The sequence below is a fragment of the Rhodoferax mekongensis genome, from assembly GCF_032191775.1.
Taxonomy (GTDB): domain Bacteria; phylum Pseudomonadota; class Gammaproteobacteria; order Burkholderiales; family Burkholderiaceae_C; genus Allorhodoferax; species Allorhodoferax mekongensis.
This window is the reverse complement of the sequence record NZ_CP132507.1, coordinates 3,852,319-3,877,821: the sequence shown is the minus strand read 5'-3', so window position 1 is coordinate 3,877,821 and position 25,503 is coordinate 3,852,319. Positions and strand designations below refer to the sequence as shown.

Annotated in this window: 22 protein-coding genes and 1 riboswitch; of the genes, 20 read left to right on the top strand and 2 right to left on the bottom strand. The window is 62.3% G+C overall.

The annotated features are described in order from the left end of the window. The first annotated feature begins 37 nt into the window (after positions 1-37). From RAN89_RS18525 to thiE, 9 genes are all read left to right on the top strand, one after another. Positions 38-1,219 carry an isovaleryl-CoA dehydrogenase gene (locus RAN89_RS18525; protein WP_313867681.1) on the top strand — a complete coding sequence of 394 codons (1,182 nt, stop codon included), beginning with the start codon at positions 38-40 and terminating at the stop codon, positions 1,217-1,219. 116 nt (positions 1,220-1,335) lie between these two features. Then, on the top strand, positions 1,336-3,339 hold the full coding sequence (locus RAN89_RS18520; RefSeq protein ID WP_313867680.1) for an LTA synthase family protein: 2,004 nt from the start codon (positions 1,336-1,338) through the stop codon (positions 3,337-3,339). Between the two features lie 9 nt (positions 3,340-3,348). Continuing rightward, positions 3,349-4,014: a carbonate dehydratase gene (gene can / locus RAN89_RS18515; RefSeq protein ID WP_087495178.1), complete on the top strand. Its 666-nt coding sequence runs from the start codon at positions 3,349-3,351 to the stop codon at positions 4,012-4,014. 70 nt (positions 4,015-4,084) lie between these two features. After that, complete coding sequence (aceK, locus tag RAN89_RS18510; RefSeq protein ID WP_313867679.1) at positions 4,085-5,911, top strand: bifunctional isocitrate dehydrogenase kinase/phosphatase; 1,827 nt, start codon at positions 4,085-4,087, stop codon at positions 5,909-5,911. 22 nt (positions 5,912-5,933) lie between these two features. After that, positions 5,934-6,034: riboswitch (TPP riboswitch) on the top strand. Between the two features lie 88 nt (positions 6,035-6,122). After that, positions 6,123-8,024, top strand: a complete 1,902-nt coding sequence (thiC, locus tag RAN89_RS18505) for a phosphomethylpyrimidine synthase ThiC (RefSeq protein ID WP_313867678.1) — start codon at positions 6,123-6,125, stop codon at positions 8,022-8,024. 8 nt (positions 8,025-8,032) lie between these two features. Beyond that, complete coding sequence (locus tag RAN89_RS18500) at positions 8,033-9,070, top strand: FAD-dependent oxidoreductase (RefSeq protein WP_313869436.1); 1,038 nt, start codon at positions 8,033-8,035, stop codon at positions 9,068-9,070. Continuing rightward, the gene (thiS, locus tag RAN89_RS18495) at positions 9,067-9,294 is read left to right on the top strand and encodes a sulfur carrier protein ThiS (protein ID WP_313867677.1); all 228 of its coding nucleotides are present in this window, start codon (positions 9,067-9,069) and stop codon (positions 9,292-9,294) included. Before RAN89_RS18500 ends, thiS begins: the two co-directional genes overlap by 4 nt. Before the next feature lie 3 nt (positions 9,295-9,297). Continuing rightward, entirely contained in the window at positions 9,298-10,266 is a 969-nt protein-coding gene (locus RAN89_RS18490) for a thiazole synthase (RefSeq protein ID WP_313867676.1), read from the top strand. A gap of 7 nt (positions 10,267-10,273) precedes the next feature. Then, positions 10,274-11,908 carry a thiamine phosphate synthase gene (gene thiE / locus RAN89_RS18485; RefSeq protein WP_313867675.1) on the top strand — a complete coding sequence of 545 codons (1,635 nt, stop codon included), beginning with the start codon at positions 10,274-10,276 and terminating at the stop codon, positions 11,906-11,908. On the opposite strand, the gene RAN89_RS18480 is transcribed toward thiE, so the two are convergent. Continuing rightward, a complete protein-coding gene (locus RAN89_RS18480; protein ID WP_313867674.1) occupies positions 11,895-13,364 on the bottom strand; it encodes a Do family serine endopeptidase in 1,470 nt (489 codons plus the stop codon). The genes thiE and RAN89_RS18480 overlap by 14 nt on opposite strands. Before the next feature lie 173 nt (positions 13,365-13,537). Between RAN89_RS18480 and RAN89_RS18475 the strand changes: the two genes are divergently transcribed. The 8 genes from RAN89_RS18475 (at position 13,538) to RAN89_RS18440 (ending at position 20,256) form a co-directional block, all read left to right on the top strand. Continuing rightward, entirely contained in the window at positions 13,538-14,719 is a 1,182-nt protein-coding gene (locus RAN89_RS18475; RefSeq protein WP_313867673.1) for an acetyl-CoA C-acyltransferase, read from the top strand. 178 nt (positions 14,720-14,897) lie between these two features. Beyond that, positions 14,898-15,581 (top strand): SDR family oxidoreductase, encoded by a 684-nt coding sequence (locus tag RAN89_RS18470; RefSeq protein WP_313867672.1) that lies wholly within the window; start codon positions 14,898-14,900, stop codon positions 15,579-15,581. Positions 15,582-15,619: 38 nt separating this feature from the next. Next, a complete protein-coding gene (locus RAN89_RS18465) occupies positions 15,620-16,750 on the top strand; it encodes an acyl-CoA dehydrogenase family protein (RefSeq protein ID WP_313867671.1) in 1,131 nt (376 codons plus the stop codon). A gap of 5 nt (positions 16,751-16,755) precedes the next feature. Then, positions 16,756-17,676 (top strand): MBL fold metallo-hydrolase, encoded by a 921-nt coding sequence (locus tag RAN89_RS18460; protein WP_313867670.1) that lies wholly within the window; start codon positions 16,756-16,758, stop codon positions 17,674-17,676. Positions 17,677-17,802: 126 nt separating this feature from the next. Beyond that, on the top strand, positions 17,803-18,735 hold the full coding sequence (locus RAN89_RS18455; RefSeq protein WP_346432727.1) for an amidohydrolase family protein: 933 nt from the start codon (positions 17,803-17,805) through the stop codon (positions 18,733-18,735). Positions 18,736-18,744: 9 nt separating this feature from the next. Beyond that, positions 18,745-19,167 (top strand): rhodanese-like domain-containing protein, encoded by a 423-nt coding sequence (locus RAN89_RS18450; protein ID WP_313867669.1) that lies wholly within the window; start codon positions 18,745-18,747, stop codon positions 19,165-19,167. A 31-nt stretch (positions 19,168-19,198) separates the two neighbouring features. Beyond that, positions 19,199-19,606 (top strand): YchJ family protein, encoded by a 408-nt coding sequence (locus RAN89_RS18445; RefSeq protein WP_313867668.1) that lies wholly within the window; start codon positions 19,199-19,201, stop codon positions 19,604-19,606. After that, on the top strand, positions 19,603-20,256 hold the full coding sequence (locus RAN89_RS18440) for an HAD family hydrolase (RefSeq protein ID WP_313867667.1): 654 nt from the start codon (positions 19,603-19,605) through the stop codon (positions 20,254-20,256). The genes RAN89_RS18445 and RAN89_RS18440 overlap by 4 nt, the downstream gene beginning before the upstream one ends. Positions 20,257-20,260: 4 nt before the next feature. Here RAN89_RS18440 and RAN89_RS18435 read toward each other — a convergent pair whose 3' ends face one another. Further along, a complete protein-coding gene (locus tag RAN89_RS18435) occupies positions 20,261-21,397 on the bottom strand; it encodes an AraC family transcriptional regulator (RefSeq protein WP_313867666.1) in 1,137 nt (378 codons plus the stop codon). Between the two features lie 121 nt (positions 21,398-21,518). On the opposite strand from RAN89_RS18435, the gene RAN89_RS18430 reads away from it, so the two are divergent. The 3 genes from RAN89_RS18430 to RAN89_RS18420 are packed head-to-tail and all read left to right on the top strand — an operon-like array spanning position 21,519 to position 25,495. Next, on the top strand, positions 21,519-23,141 hold the full coding sequence (locus RAN89_RS18430; protein WP_313867665.1) for a carboxyl transferase domain-containing protein: 1,623 nt from the start codon (positions 21,519-21,521) through the stop codon (positions 23,139-23,141). 18 nt (positions 23,142-23,159) lie between these two features. Continuing rightward, complete coding sequence (locus RAN89_RS18425; protein WP_313867664.1) at positions 23,160-24,332, top strand: alpha/beta hydrolase family protein; 1,173 nt, start codon at positions 23,160-23,162, stop codon at positions 24,330-24,332. Continuing rightward, a complete protein-coding gene (locus RAN89_RS18420) occupies positions 24,329-25,495 on the top strand; it encodes a dienelactone hydrolase family protein (protein WP_313867663.1) in 1,167 nt (388 codons plus the stop codon). Before RAN89_RS18425 ends, RAN89_RS18420 begins: the two co-directional genes overlap by 4 nt. Positions 25,496-25,503: the final 8 nt, after the last annotated feature.

Here is a 25,503-nt window from a genome sequence, read left to right as displayed (position 1 = left end):
CGCTTTCACACAGACACACTACAACGAGGAGACCACCATGAGCAACATGCCCGGACTGAACTACCAACTCGGCGAAGACATTGACGCCCTGCGCGATGCCGTGCGCGAGTTCGCCCAAGCCGAAATCGCCCCCCGCGCCGCCGAGATCGACCGCACCGACCAATTCCCCATGGACCTGTGGCGCAAGATGGGCGACCTGGGCGTGCTCGGAATCACCGTGGGCGAGGAATATGGCGGCGCCAACATGGGCTACCTGGCCCACATGGTGGCCATGGAAGAAATTAGCCGCGCCAGTGCCTCGGTGGGCCTGAGCTATGGTGCGCACAGCAACCTGTGCGTGAACCAGATCAAGCGCAACGGCACGTCCGAACAGCGTTCCAAGTACCTGCCCAAACTCATCACCGGTGAGCACGTGGGTGCCTTGGCTATGAGTGAACCCGGCGCCGGCAGCGATGTGCTGAGCATGAAGCTCAAGGCCGAAGACAAAGGCGGTTACTACCTGCTCAACGGCAACAAGATGTGGATCACCAACGGCCCGGATGCTGATACCTTGGTGGTCTATGCCAAGAGCGAACCCGAGCTGGGCGCGCGTGGAGTGACCGCCTTCCTGATCGAAAAGTCCATGCCGGGTTTTAGCATCGCCCAGAAGCTCGACAAGCTGGGCATGCGTGGCAGCCACACCGGCGAGCTGGTATTCAACAACGTGGAAGTGCCGTTGGCCAACGTGCTGGGGCAGGTCAATGGCGGCGCCAAGGTGCTGATGAGCGGCTTGGACTATGAGCGCGCGGTGCTCTCCGGCGGGCCGCTGGGCATTATGCAGGCCGTGATGGACAACGTGATCCCTTACATCCACGACCGCAAGCAGTTCGGCCAAAGCATCGGCGAATTCCAGCTCATTCAGGGCAAGGTAGCCGACATGTACACCGTGCTCCAGGCGGGCCGGGCCTTCGCCTACACCGTAGCCAAGAACCTGGACTTGCTGGGCGCGGAGCATGTGCGCCAGGTCCGCAAGGATTGCGCTTCCGTGATTTTGTGGACGGCCGAGAAGGCCACCTGGATGGCGGGCGAGGGCGTGCAGATATTCGGTGGAAACGGCTACATCAACGAGTACCCGCTGGGGCGCTTGTGGCGCGATGCCAAGTTGTATGAAATCGGGGCGGGTACCAGTGAGATCCGCCGCATGCTCATCGGACGGGAGCTGTTCGCTGAGACAATGTGAGCCGTGGCCCCCACGGTTGCCCACTGCGTGTGGCGCCCTGCCCCCCGAGGGGGCCGCGTTTCACCTCGGGGCGGCCCTTCGGTGAAACATGGCCCTAAGCTTGACCAATGACACCGATGAAATCCGCTATTGCACGCACCCTGACAACCCTTCTCCACGGCACCCTGCGCGGCTTGATGCGCGCGTGGGTGCTCATCGTGCCCCTGGTGGTGGCGCTGAGTTTGATCCGGTGGGGGCAACTGGCGTATTTCTGGCCGCAGGGCTACCACGCGAGCAGCGGTGATGTCGCGACCGTCGCCTTGCAGGGCTTCCGGTTTGACCTGAAGGTCAGCGCCATCGCTGGTTTTTTGCTGCTCTTGGTGCTGCCGTGGGTGTCAGGCAAGGCGCACAAGCGCATCGTCGCGGGGCTGGCGCTGCTGTATGTGATGCTGTCGCTGATCAACCTGCATTACTTCGGCTTCTACAAAACGCCTATCGATTCCCTGATCTTCGGGCTGGCTGAGGACGACACCGCTGCCGTGCTCAAGACCATCTGGCACGACTTTCCGGTCATCTGGACGCTGCTGCTGGCAGCCGTGCTCACTTGGGGCTCAGTAGCTTTGCATCGCGTGCTTGCACGCCGCATTCAGCCGGATACAGTGCTGCACACCCGCCACGCGGTGGTCAAGCTGGTGGTCGTGATCGTGGCATTTTTCGCCTTGGCATTTGCCGGCAAAGGCACCATCCGTGAAATGGCGCTGCAGCGCCAGCACTTGACGGTGACCACCTCCCAGTTTCTGAACGACATGGTGCCCAACGGCATCATTGCACTCAAATACGCGTGGGACAGCCGCGGCCAGTCGCAGGATTTGTCCGACCCGAATGTGGGCGTCAAAGCTATGGGCTTCCGCTCCCCGCTGGCGGCGGCGGAGGCCTTGGGCCTGCCGCATGCGAACGATGCGGAAGTCAAAGCCGCGCTGTTTGCGCACGATCCCTTGCCCGCTGGAACCACCAAAAAGAACCTGATGTTCTTCCTGATGGAGTCCTGGAGCGCCGAGCCTATGCTCTACCAGAGCCCCACGTTTGACGTGCTGGGCCGCATGGCGCCCACCTTGCAGAACGCCTGTTACTTCAAGAATTTTGATTCCGCCCACGCGGGGACCCACCCGTCGCTGGAAGCGATTCTGTATTCCACGCCCATCACGCCGCTCACCCTCGGCGATGCAGGCCGCCGCACCATTCCCTGGACGGTGGCACAAGTGGCCAAGGAAGCGGGTTACCAGACCCTGTTTGTCACCTCCGCCCGCTCCGGCTGGCGCGACCTGAACCGCGTTCTCAAGGTGCAAGGCTTTGACGAAGTGGTCGACGCCAACAACCTCAAGGAAGCCTACCCGGAAGCCGTGTTGGGTATCTGGGGCGTGTGGGACGACTACGTCTTCAAGTACCTGAGCAAACGCATGGCTGCGCAGCCCAAGGACAAGCCCATTTTTGTGTTTGTGCTCACCAGCACCAATCACCCGCCCTACGACTTGCCCGCCGACTACAAGCGCGTGCCGCGCGACATGGCGCAGTGGAAGGGCGAGACCAGCTCCGAGACGCTGATTCCCAACCTCGACACGTACCACTACGCCACCGACTTGCTGGGCGGCTTTGTGCAAGAAGTGCAAAAGGGTCCGCTCAAGGACAACACCATCATTGCCGGCACGGGCGACCACAATGTCCGCTCCTTCGGGGTGTATGCCGACGCCAGCCGGCGCTATCTGGTGCGGCAGGTGCCGTTTGTGATTTGGGGTAGCAAGCTCCAGTGCGGCAACCAACTGGAACAACCGGCCAGCCATCGCGACATGTTCAACACCCTGTTCCCGCTGGCGGGCATCGAGGGCAACTACATCAATGCAGGGCGCAACTTGCTCAAAAACCTGCCCGCGCAACCGGATGCCTTGAACGCGCCACGGGCTGTGTTTTTCACAGGCGAAGCGCGCAATGCGCAGGGCATGTGGCAGCTGGGCAACCCCAAGTCTTTTGTGTGCACTTCGTCCAAGCCTACCCAGCAATGCGAGTTCAATGCACTGGACGATCAGCAGGAACGTGCCCGGTACGCACTCCTCGACTGGAACGTGCGCGTCTCGCTTCATAAATAATCGGGGTCTATGACCGACAAACTCAACGATCTCTTTTCCAGCAACCGCGCATGGGCCGCGGAGATGGAGCGCACCCGTCCCGGCTTTTTCACCGGGCTGGCCAATCAGCAAAAGCCCAAGTACATGTGGATCGGCTGCTCCGACAGCAGGGTGCCCGCCAATGAAATCATCGGCCTGGCACCGGGTGAAATTTTTGTGCACCGTAACGTGGCTAATGTGGTGGTGCATTCCGACCTGAACGCCTTGTCCACCATTCAGTTTGCGGTAGAGCGGCTCAAGGTCAAGCATGTGATGGTCGTGGGCCACTACGGCTGCTCGGGCGTGCAAGCAGCGCTCGAGGGCGCCCGTATCGGCCTGGCCGACAACTGGCTGCGCCATATCCAGGACGTGCGGGACCGCCACCGCGATATCCTGGACGCGATCCCCGACCACGGCAAGGCCGCCGCCTTGTGCGAGCTCAATGTGATCGAACAGGTGATCAACGTCGCGCAAAGCACCGTGCTGCAAGACGCCTGGGCCGCAGGGCAGGAAGTGACGCTGCATGGCTGGGTGTACGGCGTGCACGACGGCCTGGTGCAGGACCTGCACATGACGGTGGGCCGCGAGGACAACCTCGATGCGCTGTACCGGGAAGCCATTTCCGGCGTGCGGCTCATGCCCCGTCATCCCCGTTAAGCATCAAAACGGCCTGTGGCGCCCATGGAATATGCGCGAGCAGCTATCAAAAATATAGTGAATCTCGCGCATGTTTCCTACCCGGCTTGATTCCTCGGTTGCCTACGACATCGCGCGGGCGCTGCTTGACGGCTTTAACCGCCACTACCAGCTCTTCCGCACCGAGAGTGCGCGGGCCAAGCACCGGTTTGAAACCCGCGACTGGCATGGCCAGCAACGCGCCCAGCGCGAGCGCATTGAGTTTTACGGCTTGCGGGTACAAGAGTGTTCGCGCCGGCTGGAGCGCGAGTTCAAGGCCGGCGAGCAGGGCGCCGAGGTGTGGCAGCAGATCAAGCTCCACTACATCGGCCTGTTGGTGAATCACCATCAGCCGGAACTGGCCGAGACCTTCTTCAATTCGGTGACCACCAAAATCCTGCACCGCAGCTACTTTCAGAACGATTTCATTTTTGTGCGACCAGCGGTCAGTACCGAGTACATCGAGAACCTGGACGCGCCGGGTGCCCGCTACCAGCCCACCTACCGCTGCTACTACCCCACCCTGGACGACGTGCAGGCGCAGCTGGTGCGCATGGTGCAGGACTTTGACCTGCGGGTGCCGTTTGAAGACCTGGAGCGGGATGCCCGCAACGTGCTGGCGGTGATGACCCGGCAGTTGGGTGAGGCCAAGTTGCTCGCCAACTTTCAGGTGCAGGTGCTCTCCAGCCTGTTCTTCCGGAACAAGGGTTGCTACATCATCGGCAAGCTGATCAACGGCTATACCGAAGCCGGCTTTGCGCTGCCGGTGCTGCACAGCAAAGACGGCCAGCTGCGTATCGATGCGGCGCTGTTCGGGGAGGATGATCTTCTGCGCCTCTTCAGCTTTGCGCGGGCCTACTTCATGGTGGACATGGAGATCCCCAGCGCCTATGTGCAGTTTCTGCGCAGCATGATGCCGCGCAAACCGCGCAACGAAATCTACAACGCGCTGGGGCTGGCCAAGCAGGGCAAGACCCTGTTTTACCGCGACTTTCTGCACCACCTGCAGCACAGTAGCGACAAGTTCCGCATTGCAGCCGGTATCAAGGGCATGGTGATGCTGGTGTTTGACCTGCCCAGCTACCCTTATGTGTTCAAGGTCATCAAAGACTACTTTCCGCACCAGAAGGAAACCACCCGCGAGCAGGTCATGGGCAAGTACCAGCTGGTCAAGCAGCACGACCGCGTAGGCCGCATGGCCGATACGCTGGACTATGGCGATGTGGCGTTCCCTCGGGATCGTTTCAGCGATGAGCTGATTGCCGAGCTGCAGCAGTTTGCGCCCAGCCAACTGGAGATCAGCGACCGCGATGGCGATGGCCGTACCGAGGTCATCCTCAAGCACGTCTACATCGAGCGCCGCATGATCCCGCTCAATATGTACCTGCAAGAAGCGTTTGATGCGGGCGGCGCGGACCGCAGCAACCAGAGCCCCGCAGCCCTGCGGGCACGGCACCAGATTGAGCGCTCGGTGATTGACTACGGCTACGCCATCAAAGACATGGTGGCCGCCAACATCTTCCCCGGCGACATGCTCTGGAAGAACTTCGGCATCACCCGTAACAACAAGGTCGTGTTCTATGACTACGACGAAATCGAATACCTCACCGATTGCAACTTCCGCAAAGTGCCCGAACCACGCAACGAGGAAGAAGAAATGTCCGGTGAAGTTTGTTACGCCGTCGGCCCGCGCGATGTGTTTCCCGAAACTTTTGCGCCTTTTCTGCTGGGCAATCCGCTGGTGCGCGACGTGTTCATGCAATACCACGCCAATCTGCTGGACCCCGCCTTCTGGCAGACGCAGAAGGAGCGTATTGCTGCGGGGTATGTGCATGATGTGTACCCGTATGAGAAGGAAAAACGATTCACACGGCTGTGAGTTTTTTACTTTGTCGTACACTCCGCCCTGCCCGGGGTGCGCAGTGGTTGCGCTGAGATGGATACCAAACCCGTGAACTTGATCTGGTTCATACCAGCGTAAGAAGTGCAGAGCAGTGCCCCCGGCCGTGTGCCGTGCGGGCCGTGGCTCATTCCAAGTTTTCGGGGGCGTGTTTTTCTCTTTCTTCGGGCGTTAACCCGGAGATTTCCCAGTGAACGCACCCGACAAACTCGCCCAATTCATTCGCCTCACACGCGAGCCGCTTCCCGCTTCCACCAAACGTTATCTGCAAGGCAGCCGCCCTGACATTCAGGTGCCGCTGCGCGAAATCATGCAGAGCAATGGCGAGGCCATCACGGTGTACGACACCTCCGGCCCGTACACCGACCCGCGTGCCCACATCGACGTGCGTTCGGGCTTGCCGCTGGTGCGCGCACAGTGGATTGCCGGTCGTGGCGACACCGAGTTGTACGAAGGCCGCAAGCCCTTTGCGCTGGATGATGGCCTGAAGCACGGCGAAACCGACGCCCTGGCTGCCTTGCGTGCTCAAGCCGCCGGCCTGCAACGCCAGCCGCGCCGTGCCAAGAGTGGCGCCAACGTCACGCAAATGCACTACGCGCGCAAAGGCATCGTCACACCCGAGATGGAATACGTCGCCCTGCGTGAGAACCAGAACCTGGAGTGGCAAGCGCAATACCTGAGCAACGCAGACCGCGAGAAGCGTCTGGCCGGCAACAGCTTTGGAGCCAGCATCCCGAAGGTGGTGACGCCCGAGTTCGTGCGGGATGAAGTGGCCCGCGGCCGCGCCATCATCCCCGCCAACATCAACCATACCGAGCTGGAGCCCATGGCGATTGGCCGCAACTTCCTGGTGAAGATCAACGCCAACATCGGCAACTCGGCAGTGACGTCCAGCATCGAGGAGGAAGTGGAAAAGCTGGTCTGGTCCATTCGCTGGGGTGCCGACACCGTGATGGACTTGTCAACCGGCAAAAACATTCACACTACACGCGACTGGATCGTGCGCAACAGCCCGGTACCCATCGGCACCGTGCCGATTTACCAGGCGCTGGAAAAGGTGGGCGGCATTGCCGAAGACCTGACCTGGGAGATCTTCCGGGACACATTGATTGAGCAAGCGGAGCAGGGCGTGGACTATTTCACGGTGCATGCCGGCGTACGCCTGCCCTTCATCCACCTCACGGCGAACCGGGTAACAGGCATCGTCTCGCGCGGTGGCTCCATCATGGCCAAGTGGTGCATCGCCCATCACAAAGAAAACTTTTTGTACACGCACTTCGACGAGATGACGGAGATCATGCGCGCGTACGACGTGAGCTATTCGCTGGGCGATGGCCTGCGCCCGGGCTCTGGTGCTGATGCGAATGACGAAGCCCAATTTGCCGAGCTGCACACCTTGGGTGAGCTGACGCACAAGGCCTGGCAGCAGGATGTGCAGGTCATGATCGAAGGCCCCGGCCACGTGCCCATGCACATGGTGCAGGCCAACATGACCGAGCAGCTCAAGCACTGCGGTGAAGCCCCGTTCTACACCCTCGGGCCGCTGACGACTGACATTGCGCCGGGCTACGACCACATCACCAGCGGCATTGGTGCAGCCATGATTGGCTGGTTTGGTACCGCCATGCTGTGCTATGTGACGCCCAAGGAACACCTGGGCCTGCCGGACCGCGAGGACGTGAAGACCGGCATCATTACCTACAAGATTGCCGCCCACGTGGCCGACGTGGCCAAGGGCCATCCGGGCGTGCGGGCGCGGGATGATGCCTTGTCCAAGGCGCGCTTTGAGTTCCGCTGGATGGACCAGTTCAACCTCTCGCTGGACCCCGACACCGCCAAGCAGTTTCACGACGAAACCCTGCCGGCCGAAGGCGCCAAGGTGGCGCATTTCTGCTCCATGTGCGGCCCCAAGTTCTGCTCCATGAAGATCACCCAGGAGGTGCGTGACTACGCCAAGAACTTGGGCGTGAGCGAGGAGCAGGCGTTGCAATCGGGCATGGCCGTGATGTCGGGCGAGTTCAAAAAGGTGGGCGGGGAAATCTACATCCCCATCAACCTGGTACCGACCTCCGACCAAGACCCCAAGGCCTGACGATGGCGATGCGCATAGGCATTGCCGGCGCGGGCGTGCTCGGGCGGCTACTGGCGTTCACGCTCAGCCGCGCAGGCCACGACGTGCAGGTGTTTGACTCGGCGTCGGGCCCCGGCCCGCGTGCGGAGTCCGGTTCGCGGGCTGCGGGCTGGACCGCGGCTGGCATGCTGAGCCCAGTGGCTGAGCTGGAGCGCGCGGGTAGCGAAGTGTTTGTATTGGGCGTGCGCTCCTGCCAGCTCTGGCCGCAGATCGTGCAGGCGCTGTCTGAGCCGGTAGCCCTGCACATGCACGGCAGCCTGCTGCTGGCCCACCGCAGCGATGCCGGTGCGGCCCAGCGCGTTGTCGGACTCTTGCAAGCCAAGGCCGATGCGCCATACCAACCGCAGTCGTTAACGATGGATGCACTGCGCGCGCTGGAGCCCTCCATCCAAGGCCCGGCGCTGGCTTGGTTGCTGCCCAGTGAGGGCCAGATACACCCCGTTCAGGCCCTGCAGGCGCTGGGCGCACAAGCCGCGGTGCAAGGTGTGCAATGGCATTGGGGCAGCACCGTCACGGCGTTGGACGCAGGCGCGATCCAGGTCGGTGAAACACAACATCGCTTCGACCATGTGTTCGACGTACGTGGCGTGGGCGCCAAGCCCGCGTTGCCGGTGCGCGGTGTGCGTGGCGAGGTGTTCTGGTTGCACGCGCCCGGCGTGCCCTTGCACCGCCCGGTGCGCCTGCTGCACCCGCGCCACTCCATCTACATGGTGCCTCGCCCCGGTGATGTGATCGTGGTGGGGGCCAGCGAAATCGAAAGTGAAGACCGCTCGCCCGTGTCCCTGCGCAGCACGCTGGAGCTGCTGAGTGCGGCCCACAGCGTCATGCCCGCACTGGCCGAAGCCCGCGTGGTGCACACCGAAACCAACCTGCGCCCCGCGTTGCCCGACAACCTGCCGGCCATCCGCCACAGCGCACGCAAAACAGACATCAACGGCCTCTTCCGCCACGGCTGGCTCATCGCCCCGGCACTGGTGGAGCAGGCATTGCAAGAGCTCAAGCTATGACCACCACAGACACCGAGCCAAAGACCATCACAATCACTGTGAACGGCACCCCGGAAACGACAAACGCCCGAACCCTACAGGAATGGTTGGATGCACGCGGAGTGCTGCCGGCGGCGCTGGCCACCGCCGTCAACGGCAACTTCGTACCCCGCAGCCAGCGCGCCCAGCAGCCGCTGGCAGAGGGCGACACCATCCTCACCTTTCAACCCATCGAAGGCGGTTGACCCATGACTACACACATGAATGGCGAAGCGGTGGATCAACTTACCGCATCACAAAAGATCGATGGACTCGAACGCTCAACCGCCACACAAAGTGACTTGGCGGCAGCGTGTTCTGCGCAGGTCAAGGAGGAGCCCGCAAAGCGGGCGGGGGACACGGAGCAGAGCACACTGCCGCCAAGTCGCCTCGAAGAAGTAAGCGAATGGCACATAGGTGGAAAAGCATTGACCAGCCGCTTCTTCCTGGGCACCGCAGCCTACCCCTCGCCCCAAATACTGCAAGACGCTATTGCAACTTCCGGCGCCCAAGTCGTCACCATGGGCCTGCGCCGCCAACTCGCCCACGGAGCCGAGGCCGGCGACTTCTTCGCCCTCATCAAAGCCACAGGCGCCCACCTGCTGCCCAACACCGCCGGCTGCCACACCGCCCGCGAAGCCATCACCCTGGCCCACATGGCCCGCGAACTGTTTGACACCACCTGGATCAAGCTCGAAGTCGTGGGCGACGCCCACACCCTGCAGCCCGACCCCTTCGAACTGCTGGCCGCCGCCACGCAACTGGTGAAAGACGGTTTTGAAGTGTTTCCCTATTGCATGGACGATCTGGTGAGCTGCCAGCGCCTGCTGGATGCCGGCTGCAACATCCTCATGCCCTGGGGCGCGCCCATAGGCTCCGGCCAAGGGTTGGTGAATCCCGGCGCACTGCGCACCCTGCGCGCGCGCCTGCCCGGCGTGCCCCTCATCGTGGACGCCGGCATCGGCTCGCCGGCCGATGCGGTGCAGGCCATGGAACTGGGGCTGGACGCGGTGCTGCTCAATAGCGCTGTGGCCCATGCGGTAGATCCGGTGCGCATGGCCCGCGCGTTCAAGCTCGGTATAGCTTCCGGCCGCTTGGCCTATGAAGCCGGGGTCATGCCCCGCCAGGACATGGCGGTGGCGTCTACTCCGGTCGCGGGCCACCCCATCTTGTTGTGAATTTGCTATGAAAAAAGAAGCTACCCGCGCAATACCTATGGGCGCCAGAAGCACTTTAGACACCGAATTTGCCCGCGCCTCTGCGGGCCGACGCCCCGTGGTTTGGAGCATTGCCGGCTCCGACTCTGGCGGCGGTGCCGGCTTGCAGGCGGACCTGAAAGCCTTGCAGGCATTCGGGGTGCATGGCTGCACGGCCGTGGCCGCCATCACCGCGCAGAGCTCCGTGGAGGTTGTGCGTGTGGAGCCTGTCAGCGCCGATCTGCTGGACGCGCAGTTGGCCGCGCTGGCGCAGGACATGCCGCCGCAGGCCATCAAGACCGGCTTGCTCGGGAGTGTGGACAACCTGCGCGTGGTGTGCCGGTGGGTGGATGCATTGCGTGCACAGGGTTTCCCGATAGCGCTGGTGGTAGACCCCGTGCTGGGTTCCACTACAGGTACCCCATTTGTGGACGACGCCCTGCTGGACGCCTACTGCCGCCAGCTGCTGCCCCGCGCCACATTGATCACGCCCAACCGCAGGGAGGCATTGCGCCTCTTGCAGGCCGAGCGTGCAGATCACCCCCTGCATGCCGCCCCGGCTCCCGAACTGGCGCAAGCGCTGCAAGCCCGTTGGCGCCTGGGTACCCGGGAACGCGCACCTGCCAATGGGCAGAGCGCGTATGACTGCTTTGCGGTAGCCATCACCGGCGGTGATGACGCGCGTGCGCAAGGGTTGGCCAGTGATTGGTTGCAAAGCCCGCAGGCTACAGGCTGGCTGAGTCTCCCGCGTGTAGACACTTCGCAGCACCACGGCACGGGCTGCACTTTCGCCTCCACGGCGGCGGCGGCGCTGGCCAGCGGCTACTGTGTGGCGGATGCGGTGGTCATGGCCAAAATGGCTACGACCCATGCGCTGCGCCATGCCTATGCCGCAGGGCAGGGCGCAGGTCCGGTGCAGGCACTGCCTGACTTTGCGCAGCACGTGGGCAATCTGCCTTGCCTACAAAAAACGCCAGCGGCGCAGACTGCTTTTCCCGGTCTCACCGACCCGGCTTTGGGCGTCTATGCGGTGGTGGACAGCGCCGCCTGGGTGCGCCGTGTGTTGGCAGCAGGCATCCGCACGGTGCAATTGCGCATCAAAGACCCGGAAGAGCCCACGCTGTCTGCCCAGATCGCCGAGAGCATTGCAGCGGCCCAGGCCACGCCGGGCGCACAGCTGTTCATCAACGACCACTGGCAACTCGCCCTGCAACTTGGCGCCTATGGCGTGCATCTGGGGCAGGAAGATATGGACACCGTGGATTTGGACGCATTGCGCCAGGCCGGCGTGCGTCTGGGGCTCAGCACCCACAGCTACTGGGAGGTTGCCCGAGCCTGGGCGCTGCGACCCAGCTACATCGCCTGTGGCCCCATCTTTGCCACGCAAAGCAAAGACATGCCGTGGATTCCCCAAGGCTTGGACAACCTGCGCTACTGGGCGGGTGTGTTTCCAGTACCAGTGGTGGGCATCGCGGGCATAGATGCCAGCAATGTGATGGAAGTTGCCGCAACCGGTGCGGCCAGCGCAGCGGTGATTTCGGCGATCACCAAATCCTCAGACCCCGAGGCTGCCTGCGTCGCCTTGATGGCCGGCTTCGCAGCCGGTGCGGCTACGGCAAGCTAAGCGCCAAGTAGCTCTTGTCCCCGCCGTGCTGCACCAGCACAGCGACAGACTTGCCCGCTTTCGCCAGCAGCTGGCGGGCTTGCTCTACCGAGGTGAGTGGCGTCTGGTTGATGGCCAGCAGGATGTCGCCGGGTTCGATGCCGGCTTTGGTGGAGGGGCCTTCTGCCACGGCATCCACCAGCAGGCCTGTTTTGGTGTCCGCAGCGCGCTGCTCCAGCGGCAACAGATTGCGGACCGCAATGCCCAGTGGAGCGAGGATCGGAGAGTCCGGCAGGTTGCCAGCCTTGGCGTTGACGGCCGCTTCGGGAGCTTCCAGGGTGGCAATAGTGTTTTGTGCCTTGCCGTTGCGCAAGTAGTCCACCCGAATCTTCTGCCCCGGCACGGCCATGGCGATCCACAAGGGCAGATCGCTGGAGGTCTCAATGGCATGGCCGTCGATGCCCACAATCACGTCGCCGAACAGCAGGCCCGCTTTGGCGGCTGCACTGCCGGCATGCACTTCGGACAGCAGTGCGCCCGCCGGCTTGGACAGGTGCAATGCGGTGGCCAAAGCTTGCGTCACCTCTTGTGCCGACACACCCAAAACGCCGTGCGCGGCATGGCCGGTGGCTACAATCTGGCGTGCTACGGATTGGGCCAGGTCGATGGGGATGGCAAAGCTCAGACCCTGGTAGCCGCCGCTGCGGGTAAAGATTTGGGAATTGATGCCCACTACTTCCCCACGGGCGTTGAACAGGGGCCCGCCCGAGTTGCCGGGGTTGATGGCGGCATCGGTCTGGATGAAGGGCACGGTGTAGTCGTCGGGCAGGGTTCGGGCCTTGGCGCTGACCACGCCGGTGGTGACCGTGTTGTCCAGCCCGAAGGGCGAGCCAATGGCCAGCACCCATTCCCCCACGTTCAGCTCCGTGGGTGAGCCAATGGTGACTGTCGGCAGGTTCTGGGCTTCTATCTTCAGGACCGCCATGTCGGTCTTGGTGTCCACGCCCAGAATGCGGGCGGGGAACTCACGGCGGTCGGTCAGTTTCACGGTGACTTCGCTGGCGTGCGCCACCACGTGGGCATTGGTCAGCACCAGGCCGTCGCCACTCACGATAAAGCCGGAGCCCAGGCCGCGCACCGGCACTGTCATGCTGGCACCCGTGGCGCCAAATTGCTCCTGGAATTTGCGCAGAAAGGATTGCATGGCGTCACTGTCATCCGCTTCCGGGCTGCTGCCCTTGGGGGCGTCTTTGCCTCCGGCGGACACCAGGCGGGTGCCAGTAACACTGATGTTGACCACCGCGGGGCCGTAGCGCTTCACGATTTGCGTGAAGTCCGGCGCCACGATCTGGCGGATGGCCTGTGCGCTCGTTGTGGAGGGGGATGGTGCTTCCTGCGCGAAGGCAGAGTGTGGCGCAGCAAGCATGAGCGCGGCAGCAAGGCCGGCAAGCGCAGTCGCGCGGAGGGGGAGTCGCACAGGGGTAGTGAGGGTCAGCATGTCTGCATGGTGCCATGCGGGGGTGAAGTGCTTGCAATCTTGGGTGAAGCACGGGTAAAGATGAAGCTTGGCATCTTCTGGCAGAATTGACGTTTACGTAAACGTCAATTCATATGAGACGTCCCGCCACCCTACTGACCCCGAGGAAGACCATGCCAGAAACCGTTGTGATCGTCAGCGCTGCCCGCACGCCCATGGGCGCTTTTCAGGGCGACTTCGCTTCTCTTGCCGCCCACGACTTGGGCGGTGCCGCCATCCACGCCGCCGTGGAGCGCGCCGGCATCAGCCCGGAGCTGGTGACCGAAGTCATCTTCGGCAACTGCCTGATGGCCGGCCAGGGCCAGGCGCCAGCGCGTCAGGCAGCCTTCAAGGGCGGCTTGCCCAAGAGCGCCGGTGCGGTCACCCTGAGCAAGATGTGCGGTTCCGGCATGCGCGCGGCCATGTTCGCGCACGACATGCTGCTGGCCGGCAGCCACGATGTGCTGGTGGCCGGTGGCATGGAGAGCATGACCAACGCGCCCCACCTCTTGCTAAAAGGCCGCAGTGGCATCCGCATTGGCCACGACCGCGTGATGGACCACATGATGCTCGACGGCCTGGAAGACGCCTACGAGGCCGGCCGCTCCATGGGCACCTTCGGGGAAGACTGTGCTGCCAAGTACAGCTTCACCCGTGAGCAACAAGACAGTTTCGCCACAGCCAGCGTGCATCGTGCGCAAGCAGCTATCAAATCAGGAGCGTTTGAGGCGGAAATCACCCCCGTCACCGTCAAAACCCGTGCCGGCGACGTGCAGGTCAGCATCGATGAAGGCCCCGGCAAGATCAAGCTGGACAAGATTCCCGCGCTCAAGGCCGCGTTCAAAAAAGACGGCACCATCACCGCCGCCAGCAGCAGCTCCATCAATGACGGCGCAGCCGCCATGGTGCTGATGCGCGAAGGCACCGCCAAGGACTTCGGCTGCAAGCCGTTGGCGAAAATCGTGGCTCACTCCACCCATGCCCAAGAGCCCAACTGGTTTGCCACCGCGCCGGTGGGTGCCACCCAGAAGGTGCTGGCCAAGGCCGGTTGGAAAGTGGAAGACGTGGACCTGTGGGAAATCAACGAAGCCTTTGCCGTAGTGCCCATGGCGCTGATGGCTGAGCTGAACATTCCGCACGACAAAGTGAACGTGAACGGCGGCGCCTGCGCGCTGGGCCACCCGATAGGCGCGTCCGGTGCGCGCATCATGGTCACACTGATTCACGCCTTGAAAGCCCGTGGACTCAAGAAGGGCGTGGCGACCTTGTGCATCGGTGGCGGTGAGGCAACGGCCATGGCGCTCGAATTGCTATAAATTTAGGAGCTGCTCGCGCTTATTGGATGGGCGCTAGAGTTTCAAATGACCATGCGGGGATGCAGAGTGTCGGGGGCCGATTTGGCTGCGCCGAAGCTTCGCTTTCTGCTTCTTGGCAGTATGAGGCCCCCGGCACTCTGCATTCCTGCATAGCGAGAGCCACAAACTTGGAGTGAGCATGACTGTTTTTGTAATCGGCGCATCCCGCGGTATCGGCTTGGAGCTGGTGCAACAGTACCTGGACGCAGGCGACCGCGTGATCGCTACCGCGCGGGACGAGGCGGGCCTGACCCGTTTGCGTGACATGGGTGCCCAAGCCCTGAAGCTGGACGTGACCAACCCCGCCAGCATCAGCGGCCTGAGCTGGCAGCTTGATGGCGAAAAGCTGGACGTGGCGTATTACGTGGCAGGTGTGTTCTCGGAAGACGATGCCAAGTCTCCGCCGACGGTGCAGGCCTTTGACTCCATGATGCACACCAATGTGTTGGGCGCCATGCAGGCTTTGCCACAGGTGGCGCCGTGGGTGGAAGAGGCGCAGGGGCAGTTTGTGTTTCTGACCAGTGACTTCGCGCAAATCGGCGGTGTCGAGAGCAGCCGGGGCTGGGTGTACCACGTGAGCAAGGCGGCACTGAATATGGCGGTGGTGGCCGCGCAGCCGGATTACCCGAATGCCCAGTTCCTGCTCATCCATCCCGGTTGGGTGCGTACGGATATGGGCACGTCCGCCGCGCCCTTGTTGCCTGAGGAGAGCGTGTCAGCCATCCGTGCCACCGTGGCCGCACGCAAGACAAACGCGACAGGATTTGCCTGCAGCGATGTGCCCTACCTGCGCTGGGACGGAACCCCGTTTTCCAGCTGGTAGCGCCCCACAATAGAAAACGACCCGAGAGAGACATCCCCATGCTACTGACCCAAGACCAGGAAATGATCCGCGACGCGGTGCGCGACTTTGCCCAAGCCGAGCTGTGGCCGAACGCTGCGAAGTGGGACAAGGAACACACCTTCCCCAAAGCCGCGCACCAAGGCCTGGCCGCGCTGGGCGCCTACGGCATTTGCGTGCCTGAAGAATGGGGCGGCGCGGGGCTGGACTACGTGACCCTGGCGTTGGTGCTGGAAGAAATTGCCGCAGGTGATGGCGGCACTAGCACGGTGATCAGCGTCACCAACTGCCCGGTCAACGCCATCCTGATGAAGTTCGGCAATGCGCAGCAGAAAAAGCAGTGGCTGGAGCCCCTGGCCCAGGGCCGGATGCTGGGTGCCTTTTGCCTGACCGAGCCGCATGTGGGCAGCGATGCCTCCAGCCTGCGCACCACAGCGGTGAAGGACGGCGATAGCTACGTCATCAACGGCGTCAAACAGTTCATCACCAGCGGCAAAAACGGCGATGTGGCCATCGTCATCGCGGTGACCGACAAGGCGGCCGGCAAGAAGGGCATGAGCGCCTTTCTGGTGCCCACCCATGCGCCGGGCTATGTGGTCGCGCGGCTGGAAGACAAACTCGGCCAGCACAGCAGCGACACCGCCCAGATCAACTTCGACAACTGCCGCGTTCCCGCCGAGAACCTGATCGGCAAGGAGGGCGAGGGCTATGGCATCGCGCTCGGTGGGCTGGAGGGCGGGCGCATCGGCATTGCCGCGCAAAGCGTGGGCATGGCCCGCAGCGCACTCGATGTGGCGATTGCCTATGCCAAAGACCGCCAGAGCTTCGGCCAGCCCATCTTCAATCACCAGGCCGTCGCATTCCGTTTGGCGGACTGCGCTACCCAGCTGGAAGCGGCGCGGCAGCTGATATGGCATGCCGCTGCCCTGCGTGACGCGGGCCGCCCCTGCCTGAAAGAAGCTGCCATGGCCAAGCTGTTTGCCAGCGAAATGGCGGAGAAGGTGTGCAGTGCCGCCATCCAGACTTTGGGCGGCTACGGCTATGTGAGCGACTTTCCGGTGGAGCGCATCTACCGCGACGTGCGTGTGTGCCAGATTTATGAAGGCACCAGCGACGTGCAGAAGATCATCATCCAGCGCGCACTGGCTTGAGCTCCATGGCGCACGTACTGCCTGCCGGCGTTACTGTCTTTGAGCGAGGCTGGCTGTCCAGCAACAACATCCTGATTCAGGGCGAGGGCGGCACCGCACTCATCGACAGCGGCTACTGCACCCATGCCGAGCAGACGCTTGCGCTGGTGGACTCGGCTCTGCAAAGCCGGCCGCTGGACTTGCTGCTCAACACCCATTTGCACAGCGACCACTGCGGGGGCAATGCCGCACTGCAGGCGCGTTACCCCGCGATGGAAACGCATATTCCACCGGGCCACGCCGACTTTGTGCGCGTGTGGGACGCCCATGCCCTGAGCTACACACCCACCGGCCAGCAATGCCCACGCTTTCATTTGAATGCCACACTGCAACCGGGCACCGATATGCGGCTGGGCGACTTGCATTGGCAGGTGCATGCGGCGCCGGGGCATGACCCGCATTCGGTCATCCTGTTTGAGCCGCAAAGCCGCACGCTGGTGTCGGCAGACGCCCTGTGGGAAAAAGGCTTTGGCGTGGTGTTCCCCGAGCTGGACGGCGATGACGCGTTCGACGAAGTCGCCGCCACGCTGGCTGTGATCGAGCGGCTGAACCCGGCCACCGTCATTCCCGGCCATGGCGCGCCCTTCACAGATGCTCCGCAGGCCATTGCCTACGCCCGCCAGCGCCTGAACGGTTTTGTGCAAAACCCGGCCAAGCACTTGCAGTACGCGGCCAAGGTGCTGCTCAAGTTCAAGCTGCTAGAAGCCCGCCATGTGCCCCTGCCTGCGCTGATTGCGTGGGCGCGCAACACCAGCTATTTCAACCACACCTTCCAGAGCCACTTTGCCGGCGCCACTTTGGAAGAGGCTACCCAGCAACTGGTGCACGACTTGGTGCGCTCCGGTGCTGCAACGTTGCAAGATGGCGTGGTGTACAACCTCGGGTGAGTTGTTTGATTGGGGGCGCGGATGATGAAGCTTGTTTCTTTCTTGCTGGTTTACTTGTTTGGATTTTGGAGCTGGAATGCCTCGGCCCAAACGGTGGAGTGGGTGGATGTGCATTTTCACTACACGATGGACGATGCCAGCAGTACCAAAGAGTTGGCGGAAAAGTCTCTCGCTTTGATGCAATCCGAAAACATGCGGACCATGGTGGTTTCATCGTCACCACGTCCCGCGCTCAATGGTCCGGATTTTCTGGAAGTCCAGAGGATCTTGGCTCAGCATGGCAAACGCTTTGCCGTGTTGGCGGGTGGAAATTCTCTCAACCCCATGATGCATCACCTGCACGAAGGCAAGCTTCCGCCTGATGCGATCGAGAAATTTCAGGCGCTGGCAGAGCGTTCTGCGCAGAGTGGCGTAAAAGGCTTTGGCGAAATCGCGTTGCATCATATTTCTCTGAATGAGCAACATGCGTACGAGGTGATTCCTGCGGATGATGCGTTGGTCAAAATTCTGGTGGATACCGTGGCGAAGTACGACCTGGTACTGGATGTTCACTTTGACCCTGTATTGGCCAAAATGGTGAAACCATCAGTCCTGACATCATCCCGCAACCCGGGGGAGTTTGAACCGAACTTCGAGGCCTTTGAGCGCCTATTAGCGCATAACCGTAAAGCCAAGATCGTCTGGGCTCATGCCGGCGGTACCGACATGCTCGGAAGTTTTACCCCGCAATTGGCCGCGGCCATGTTGGCCAAGCATCCGAATCTGTATATGAGTTTGCGTCCTCGCGGCCAGCAGCCCAGCGTGATGTTGCCTGCACGTGGCAGGCTCAACAGTGATTGGGTGGCAGTAGTCGAGAAGTACGCCGATCGATTTGTCATGGGCAGTGACAGCTTCCTGGTTGCAGACAGCTTTCAAGGGGGCGGCGCAGCGCGCATTTTTGCAGAACGCTCGGCCAACCAGCGGCAGGGCATCCAGATGGTGCTAGCCGCTTTGCGTCCTGAGGTAGCCCGAAAAGTGGGCTCGGAAAATGCGATACGCCTTTACAAACTTGAACCTTGAGGAAACAGGATGCCCATTACCAAAGGATACCGCGCACTGGTGGACGAAGCCATGGCGCAGGTCACCACCTACAGCGTGGCCGAGGTGCAAGCCCGTTTGCAAGACCCGCGCGTCCAGATCGTGGACATCCGCGATATCCGTGAGCTGAACGATGGCACCGTAGTGGGTGCCTTTCATGCGCCGCGCGGCATGTTGGAGTTCTGGGTAGACCCCGAGTCGCCGTACCACAAGCCTTTGTTTGCCGATGAGTCCAAAGAGTTCATCCTGTTTTGCGGTGCGGGCTGGCGCAGTGCGTTGGCTGCCAAAGCCTTGCAGGACATGGGCATGAGCAATGTGGCCCACATCGACGGCGGTTGGGGTGAATGGGTGAAGGCTGGCGCGCCCACAGAAACCCTGGAAGCGCAAAAGGCACGCCGCCAAGCCAAGGGCTGATGCCACCTCAAGCCGAGGCATGATGGAGGGCATGAAGCCCTTTGTGATGACCGATGCCTGCCCCTGTGGCCGGCAACACCAGAAAATAACACTCCCCTATGGCCAATGCTGCGGCCGTTGGCTGGAGAGCGACACTCCCGCACCTGATGCTGAGAGCCTGATGCGCAGCCGTTACTGCGCCTTTGTGCTGGAGCGCGAGCCGTACCTGCTCAAAACCTGGCACGCCAGCCACCGCCCGGAGCGCATCGAGTTCGACCCCGGCGTCAAATGGTTGGGGCTGGACGTGCGCAGCCACACCATACAAGATGCCACCCATGCGGAGGTCGAGTTCGTGGCTCGCCAGAAACCGGTAAGTGGGCCAGCAGTGCGCCTGCATGAGCACAGCCGTTTTGTGCTGGAGGCGGGTGAGTGGCTGTATGTGGATGGAGATCAACCATGAAATTTGAAGCCGTTTTGTTTGACTGCGACGGCGTGCTGGTGGACAGCGAGCGGATTACCAATGGTGTGTTGCGCGACATGCTGGCCGAGCAAGGCTGGACCATGAACCTGCAGGAGTGCATGGCCGTGTTTGTGGGCAAAGCTGTGATGGATGAGCGCGCCCGCATCGAGGCGGAAACCGGCAAGCCACTCACGCCCGAGTGGATGGCGTCGTTCCGCGCGCGTCGCAATGCCGCGCTCATGGAACATGCCAAGCCGATTCCGTATGCGCCCGATGCGATTGCCCGCATCCACGCGGCCTACGCGGGCCAGATTGCCTGTGCTTCCGGCGCAGACTTGCCCAAGGTGCTGATGCAAATGGGCAAGACCGGCTTGCTGCCTTACTTTGAAGGGCGGGTGTTCAGCGGGCACGACTTGCCGCGCTCCAAGCCCCACCCGGATGTGTACCTGGCTGCGGCCGCTGCGCTGGGTGCAGACGCTAAGCGCTGCGCTGTGGTTGAGGACACGGTGACCGGCGTCACAGCGGGTGTGGCCGCAGGCGCTACCGTGTTCGGCTACGCCCCCCAGGGCGGCGGGCAAGCTTTGCTGGACGCGGGCGCGTCTCAGGTGTTTGCTTCGATGGCGGATTTGCCCACACTGCTGGGGGCTTGAGCGCTCAGGTTCCGGGTGTGGCGCTGCGCCGGAACTCGGCGGGCGTCTGTCCGGACCATGTTTTGAAGGCGCGGATAAAGCTCTTCTCGTTCTGAAACCCTGCGGCCTCCGCCACCTGCTTGATGGGCCGCTGGCTGCGCAGCAACAGTTCGCTGGCTTTGCTGTGGCGCACCTCATCTTTGAGGGCCTGCAGTGTGGCGCCTTCTTCCCTGAGTTGGCGGTGCAAGGTGCGGGGGGATACGTTCAACAGGGCGGCCAGTGCCTCTGCACTGTGGGTGTCTTGGGGCTGGGCGCTCAGCAGCTGGCGCACCTGCTGCACCAGCAAGCGGTCGCGCCGGTACTGGTGCACGGTCAGTGGCAGCGCATGTTGCAGCATCTGCTGCAAAGATTTTTCATCCCGCCGCAGGGGGAGCTTCAGGTACTCCGCATCAAAAACAATAGCGGCCCGCGCTTGCTGGAAGCGCGTGGGGCCCGGAAACAGCACTGCATAAGCATCTGCGTGCGGCGGTGGTTCAAAGGGGAAGTCCGCCTGTAGCAGGGTGATGCGCGAGTCGATCAGCCAGCAGGCTACGCCCAGCACATTGCGCAGTACGGAGACCATGCAGAACTCGCGGAATGGCTCAGGTAGCCGGTTTGTTAGGCGCAGACGGGGTGGCCGAAGTTTTTGCTCCGTGTCCCCCGCCCGCGTTGCGGGCTCCTCCTTGACCTGCGCAAATACTTCGGCCACCCCGTCCTCGTACCGGCCGTCCTCGGTGAGCGTGATGCTGGCGGTGTCACCTGCGGTGCTCAGCGTGAGGGTGATGTCCGGGGCGATCAGACCATGGTGGCGGCACCAGCGGCTTAGTGCGACGTACAAGGTGGGTGCTGAAATCGAGGCGCGGGCCAGCATGCCGTAGCTGCCCCAAGGCAAGCGACGGCTGAACCAGCCCAGGGCTTCGTCGTCCAGTTCGCGCATGGCCGTCTCTGACAGGCGCTCCATCTGCCACGCCGTGATGCGGGCATCCGATTGTTGCAGTTCACCTGGCGTAATCTGCGCCATCTCCAGTGCCCGGGAAGGATCTTTCTGATACCGCGCATACGCCTCTACCATGGCTCTGGCAAAAGCCATGGGCGTGGCGGCAACAGGGGCTTGGGAAGGCATGTCGCCAGTGTGCCAAAAATTGTGCCTCTTGTGGCGCAATTTGCAACCTCAGCGAGGCGGTGCTTGCCAGCCGTCAGTCGCACAATGCCGGATAACTGTTCAACCTTGACCGGATGCGCCCATGACGATGCTGGAATCCAAACTCAACCCGCGTTCTGCCGACTTCGCGGCCAATGCTGCCGCCATGCGCGCGCTGGTGGCAGACCTGAATGCCAAGATCGAAAAAGCGGCGCTCGGCGGTGGCGAAGCAGCCCGCGCCAAGCACACCGCCCGCGGCAAGCTGTTGCCCCGCGACCGCGTAGGCATGCTGCTGGACCCCGGCACCCCCTTCCTAGAACTCTCCTCCCTGGCCGCACTGGCCATGTACCCCGACCGCGATGGCACCGATAGCGCGCCTTGCGCCGGCGTCATTGCCGGTATCGGCCGCGTTAGCGGTGTGGACTGCATGATCGTGTGCAATGACGCCACCGTGAAGGGCGGCACCTACTACCCGCTCACCGTCAAAAAGCACCTGCGCGCCCAGGAAGTGGCCGCGCAGAACAACCTGCCGTGCATCTATCTGGTGGATTCGGGCGGCGCCAATCTGCCGAATCAGGACGAAGTGTTCCCCGACCGTGACCACTTTGGCCGCATCTTCTTCAACCAGGCCAATATGAGCGCGCAGGGCATTGCGCAAATCGCCGTGGTGATGGGCAGCTGCACGGCCGGTGGCGCCTATGTGCCCGCCATGAGCGACGAGACCATCATCGTCAAAAACCAGGGCACCATTTTCTTGGGTGGTCCCCCGCTGGTGAAGGCGGCTACCGGCGAGGTGGTGACCGCCGAAGATCTGGGCGGTGGCGATGTGCACACCCGCCTCTCCGGCGTGGCCGACCATCTGGCACAGAACGATCTGCATGCGCTCTCATTGGCGCGTGAGGCGATTGCGCATTTGAATAGAAAAAAGGCCCCGGCGCCCGAATTACGTGCGCCGGTAGCTCCTAAATATGTAGCAGATGAGTTGTACGGCGTCATTCCCACTGACACCCGCAAGCCTTTCGATGTGCGCGAAATCATCGCCCGCATCGTCGATGGCTCGGAGCTGCATGAGTTCAAGCCCCGCTATGGCTCTACGCTGGTGTGCGGCTTTGCCCATGTGGAAGGCATGCCGGTGGGCATCATCGCCAATAACGGCATTTTGTTCAGCGAGTCCGCGCTCAAGGGCGCGCACTTTATCGAGCTGTGCTGCCAGCGCAAGATTCCGCTGGTGTTCCTGCAGAACATCACCGGTTTCATGGTCGGCCGCAAGTACGAGAACGAAGGCATCGCCCGCAACGGCGCCAAGATGGTCACGGCCGTGGCCACCGCGCAGGTGCCCAAGTTCACCATCATCATCGGCGGCAGTTTCGGTGCCGGCAACTACGGCATGTGCGGCCGCGCCTACAGCCCCCGCTTCTTGTGGATGTGGCCCAACGCGCGCATCTCGGTCATGGGTGGCGAGCAGGCGGCCAGCGTGCTAGCGACCGTGCGTCGCGATGGCATTGAAGGCAAGGGTGGCAACTGGAGCGCGGAGGAGGAAGAAGCCTTCAAAGCACCCATCCGCCAGCAATACGAAGAACAGGGACACCCCTACTACGCCACGGCGCGCCTGTGGGACGACGGCATCATCGACCCCGCCGATACCCGCCGCGTGCTCGCGCTGGGCCTCAGCGCGTCATTGAATGCACCCATTCCCGACACAAAATTCGGCGTGTTCCGCATGTAATTTTGAAAGGGGCGAGGAATGCGTTTTCGTTATTGGTCTGCCGTAGCAGCGTTGTATGCATCGATGTTGATGCCGCACGCACTGGCACAAACGACATCCGCCACGCCCTCGGAAGTGATGGCCAAGGACATGCGCGAGGAAATTGTGCGCATCCCTGTCACGGTCAAAAACCTCTATGGCAAGGAAGAGACCAAGCCCATGCCCGTCACCATCTATCGCCCTGCGGGCGAGGGGCCTTTCCCCCTGATGGTGTTCAACCATGGCCGGGCAGTCCCGGAGAAAAGGGCCAGCCAAGGCCGCTATCGCCCGGAGATGGCCGCCCGCTACTTCACTGCGAAAGGCTTTGTGGTGATGGTCCCTACCCGTATTGGCTATTGGGAAACCTATGGCGACTTTGATCCCGAAGACACCGGCGGCTCCAACAGTCCCCGGTTTGAGGGCTTTGCCGACGCGGTGTACACCCAGGTCATGGCGACGGTATCCATGGCCAAGACCTTGCCGTATGTGGACGCCACTCGCTGGGTCGTAGCCGGACAAAGTGCGGGGGGGCACACCTCGGTCATCGTCGTGTCCAAATCCCCGCCGGGGCTCGTGGGTGGCATCAATTTCGCGGGCGGTTCCGGCGGCAATCCTTACACACGGCCAGGGCAACCTTACTCGCCGCAAGCGGTTGAATATTTCTGGGGCGGGCTCGCCAAGACGGCCAAGGTTCCCATGATCTGGTTGTATTGGCCGAATGACAAATACTGGGGTGCAGAGTTACCCAAGTCCTGGCACAAGGCCTGGGTCTCCAACGGCGGCAAGGCCGAGTTTCCGGTGTTCGGTCCCTCGCCCGGTGACGAAGGGCACCACGGCCTGGACGAAGACATGGACCATTGGCTGCCCTACGTGGACAACTTTCTCAACCAGTTGGGCTTTACTGCCCCGGCCATCGCAACCCGCCCAGCCGCCACAGGGTATGCAGATATCAACGACCTCAGCAAAGTACCCGTGCGCGAGGAACACAAGCAGGGCTACCAGCAATTTCTGGCAACCAAACTTCCGCGCGCATTCGCCGTCACCGAAAAGGGCGGCTACGGCAGCGCAACGGGTGACTACGCCGTGGGTCGGGCCATGGGCAAATGCCTTCGCTACGGTTTGAAATGCAAGCTTTACGCGGTCGATAACGATGTGGTTTGGAGCGGCAAATGAGCGCTTGGGGCGGTCCTGTGCGGAACATTGTTGTAGGGGCTTGGGCCGTTTGGGTGGGCCTGTGCAGTGCAATGGCAGCACCCGTGACCCAGGAAGTGAGCTTTGCCAGCCAGGAAGCGGGTGTCACGCTCAAGGCCTATTGGACCGCTCCCGCTGGATCGGCCAAGGCGCCAGCTGTTGTTGCATTGCATGGCTGCGGCGGGCTGCCGCAAGACCGGACCACGCTGAACTACGCGCAGAGCCGCTATATCCGCATCTTCCACGATGCGGGCATGGGCGTGTTGTACCTGGACAGCTTCGGGCCGCGTGGGTTCCACAGTATTTGCGAGCAAAAGCCCACTGAGCGCACGCTGACTGAGGCCAACCGGCGCCAGGACGTGCTGGCGGCTTTGCAATGGCTGGCCACACAACCCGAGGTAGACGCCAGCAAAATGGCGGTGGTGGGCTGGTCCCACGGCGGGCAGACGGTGCTGGCCACTGCGGACCGCAATGCCGATGGCGTGGCCCAAGCGCGCATCAAGCCTGCGGCATTGGTGGCGTTTTACCCAGGGTGCAATGTGTTTGAGAAGCAATGGGCCTACAGCGTGGTGGCGCCCTTGCTGGTGATGAGTGGTGAATTGGACAACTGGACGCCGGCTGCAACCTGCAAATCGAGGACTGATCGGCTGACTGCAGCCAAGCAGCCGGTGCGCTATGTGCAGTACCCCGGCAGCTACCATGCGTTTGACAGCGCCACGCCGGTGGTTGAGCGCGACAACGTGGGTGGCACCAAATCCGGCAAGGCCATGGTGGGTGGCAATCCGGAAGCACGGGTGGCGTCTGCCCGCGAGATGCTGCAATTCTTGTCCCGCGAGTTGGCGTTCCCGGTAGATCTGGCTGTGCTGGACGACAACGTACACGCGGCACCTGTGCCTGCGCCCAGCGGCTTTGCTGCCCTGGCCAATGTGGATGCGCTGCCTCGCATGAGCGAAAAGGGCAAAACGCTATACCGCGAATGGCTGGAAAAGTCATTTCCCCGAGCCGTGGCCCTTTCCGACAAGGGCGCGATTGCCCGAGGTTACGGCCGAACCGCCATGGAAACCGCCATCAAAAATTGTGAAAAGTTCGGTAACCCCTGCCGTCTCTACGCGGTAGACGACCAGGTGGTCTGGACCAACCCTTAGGCGTGGGC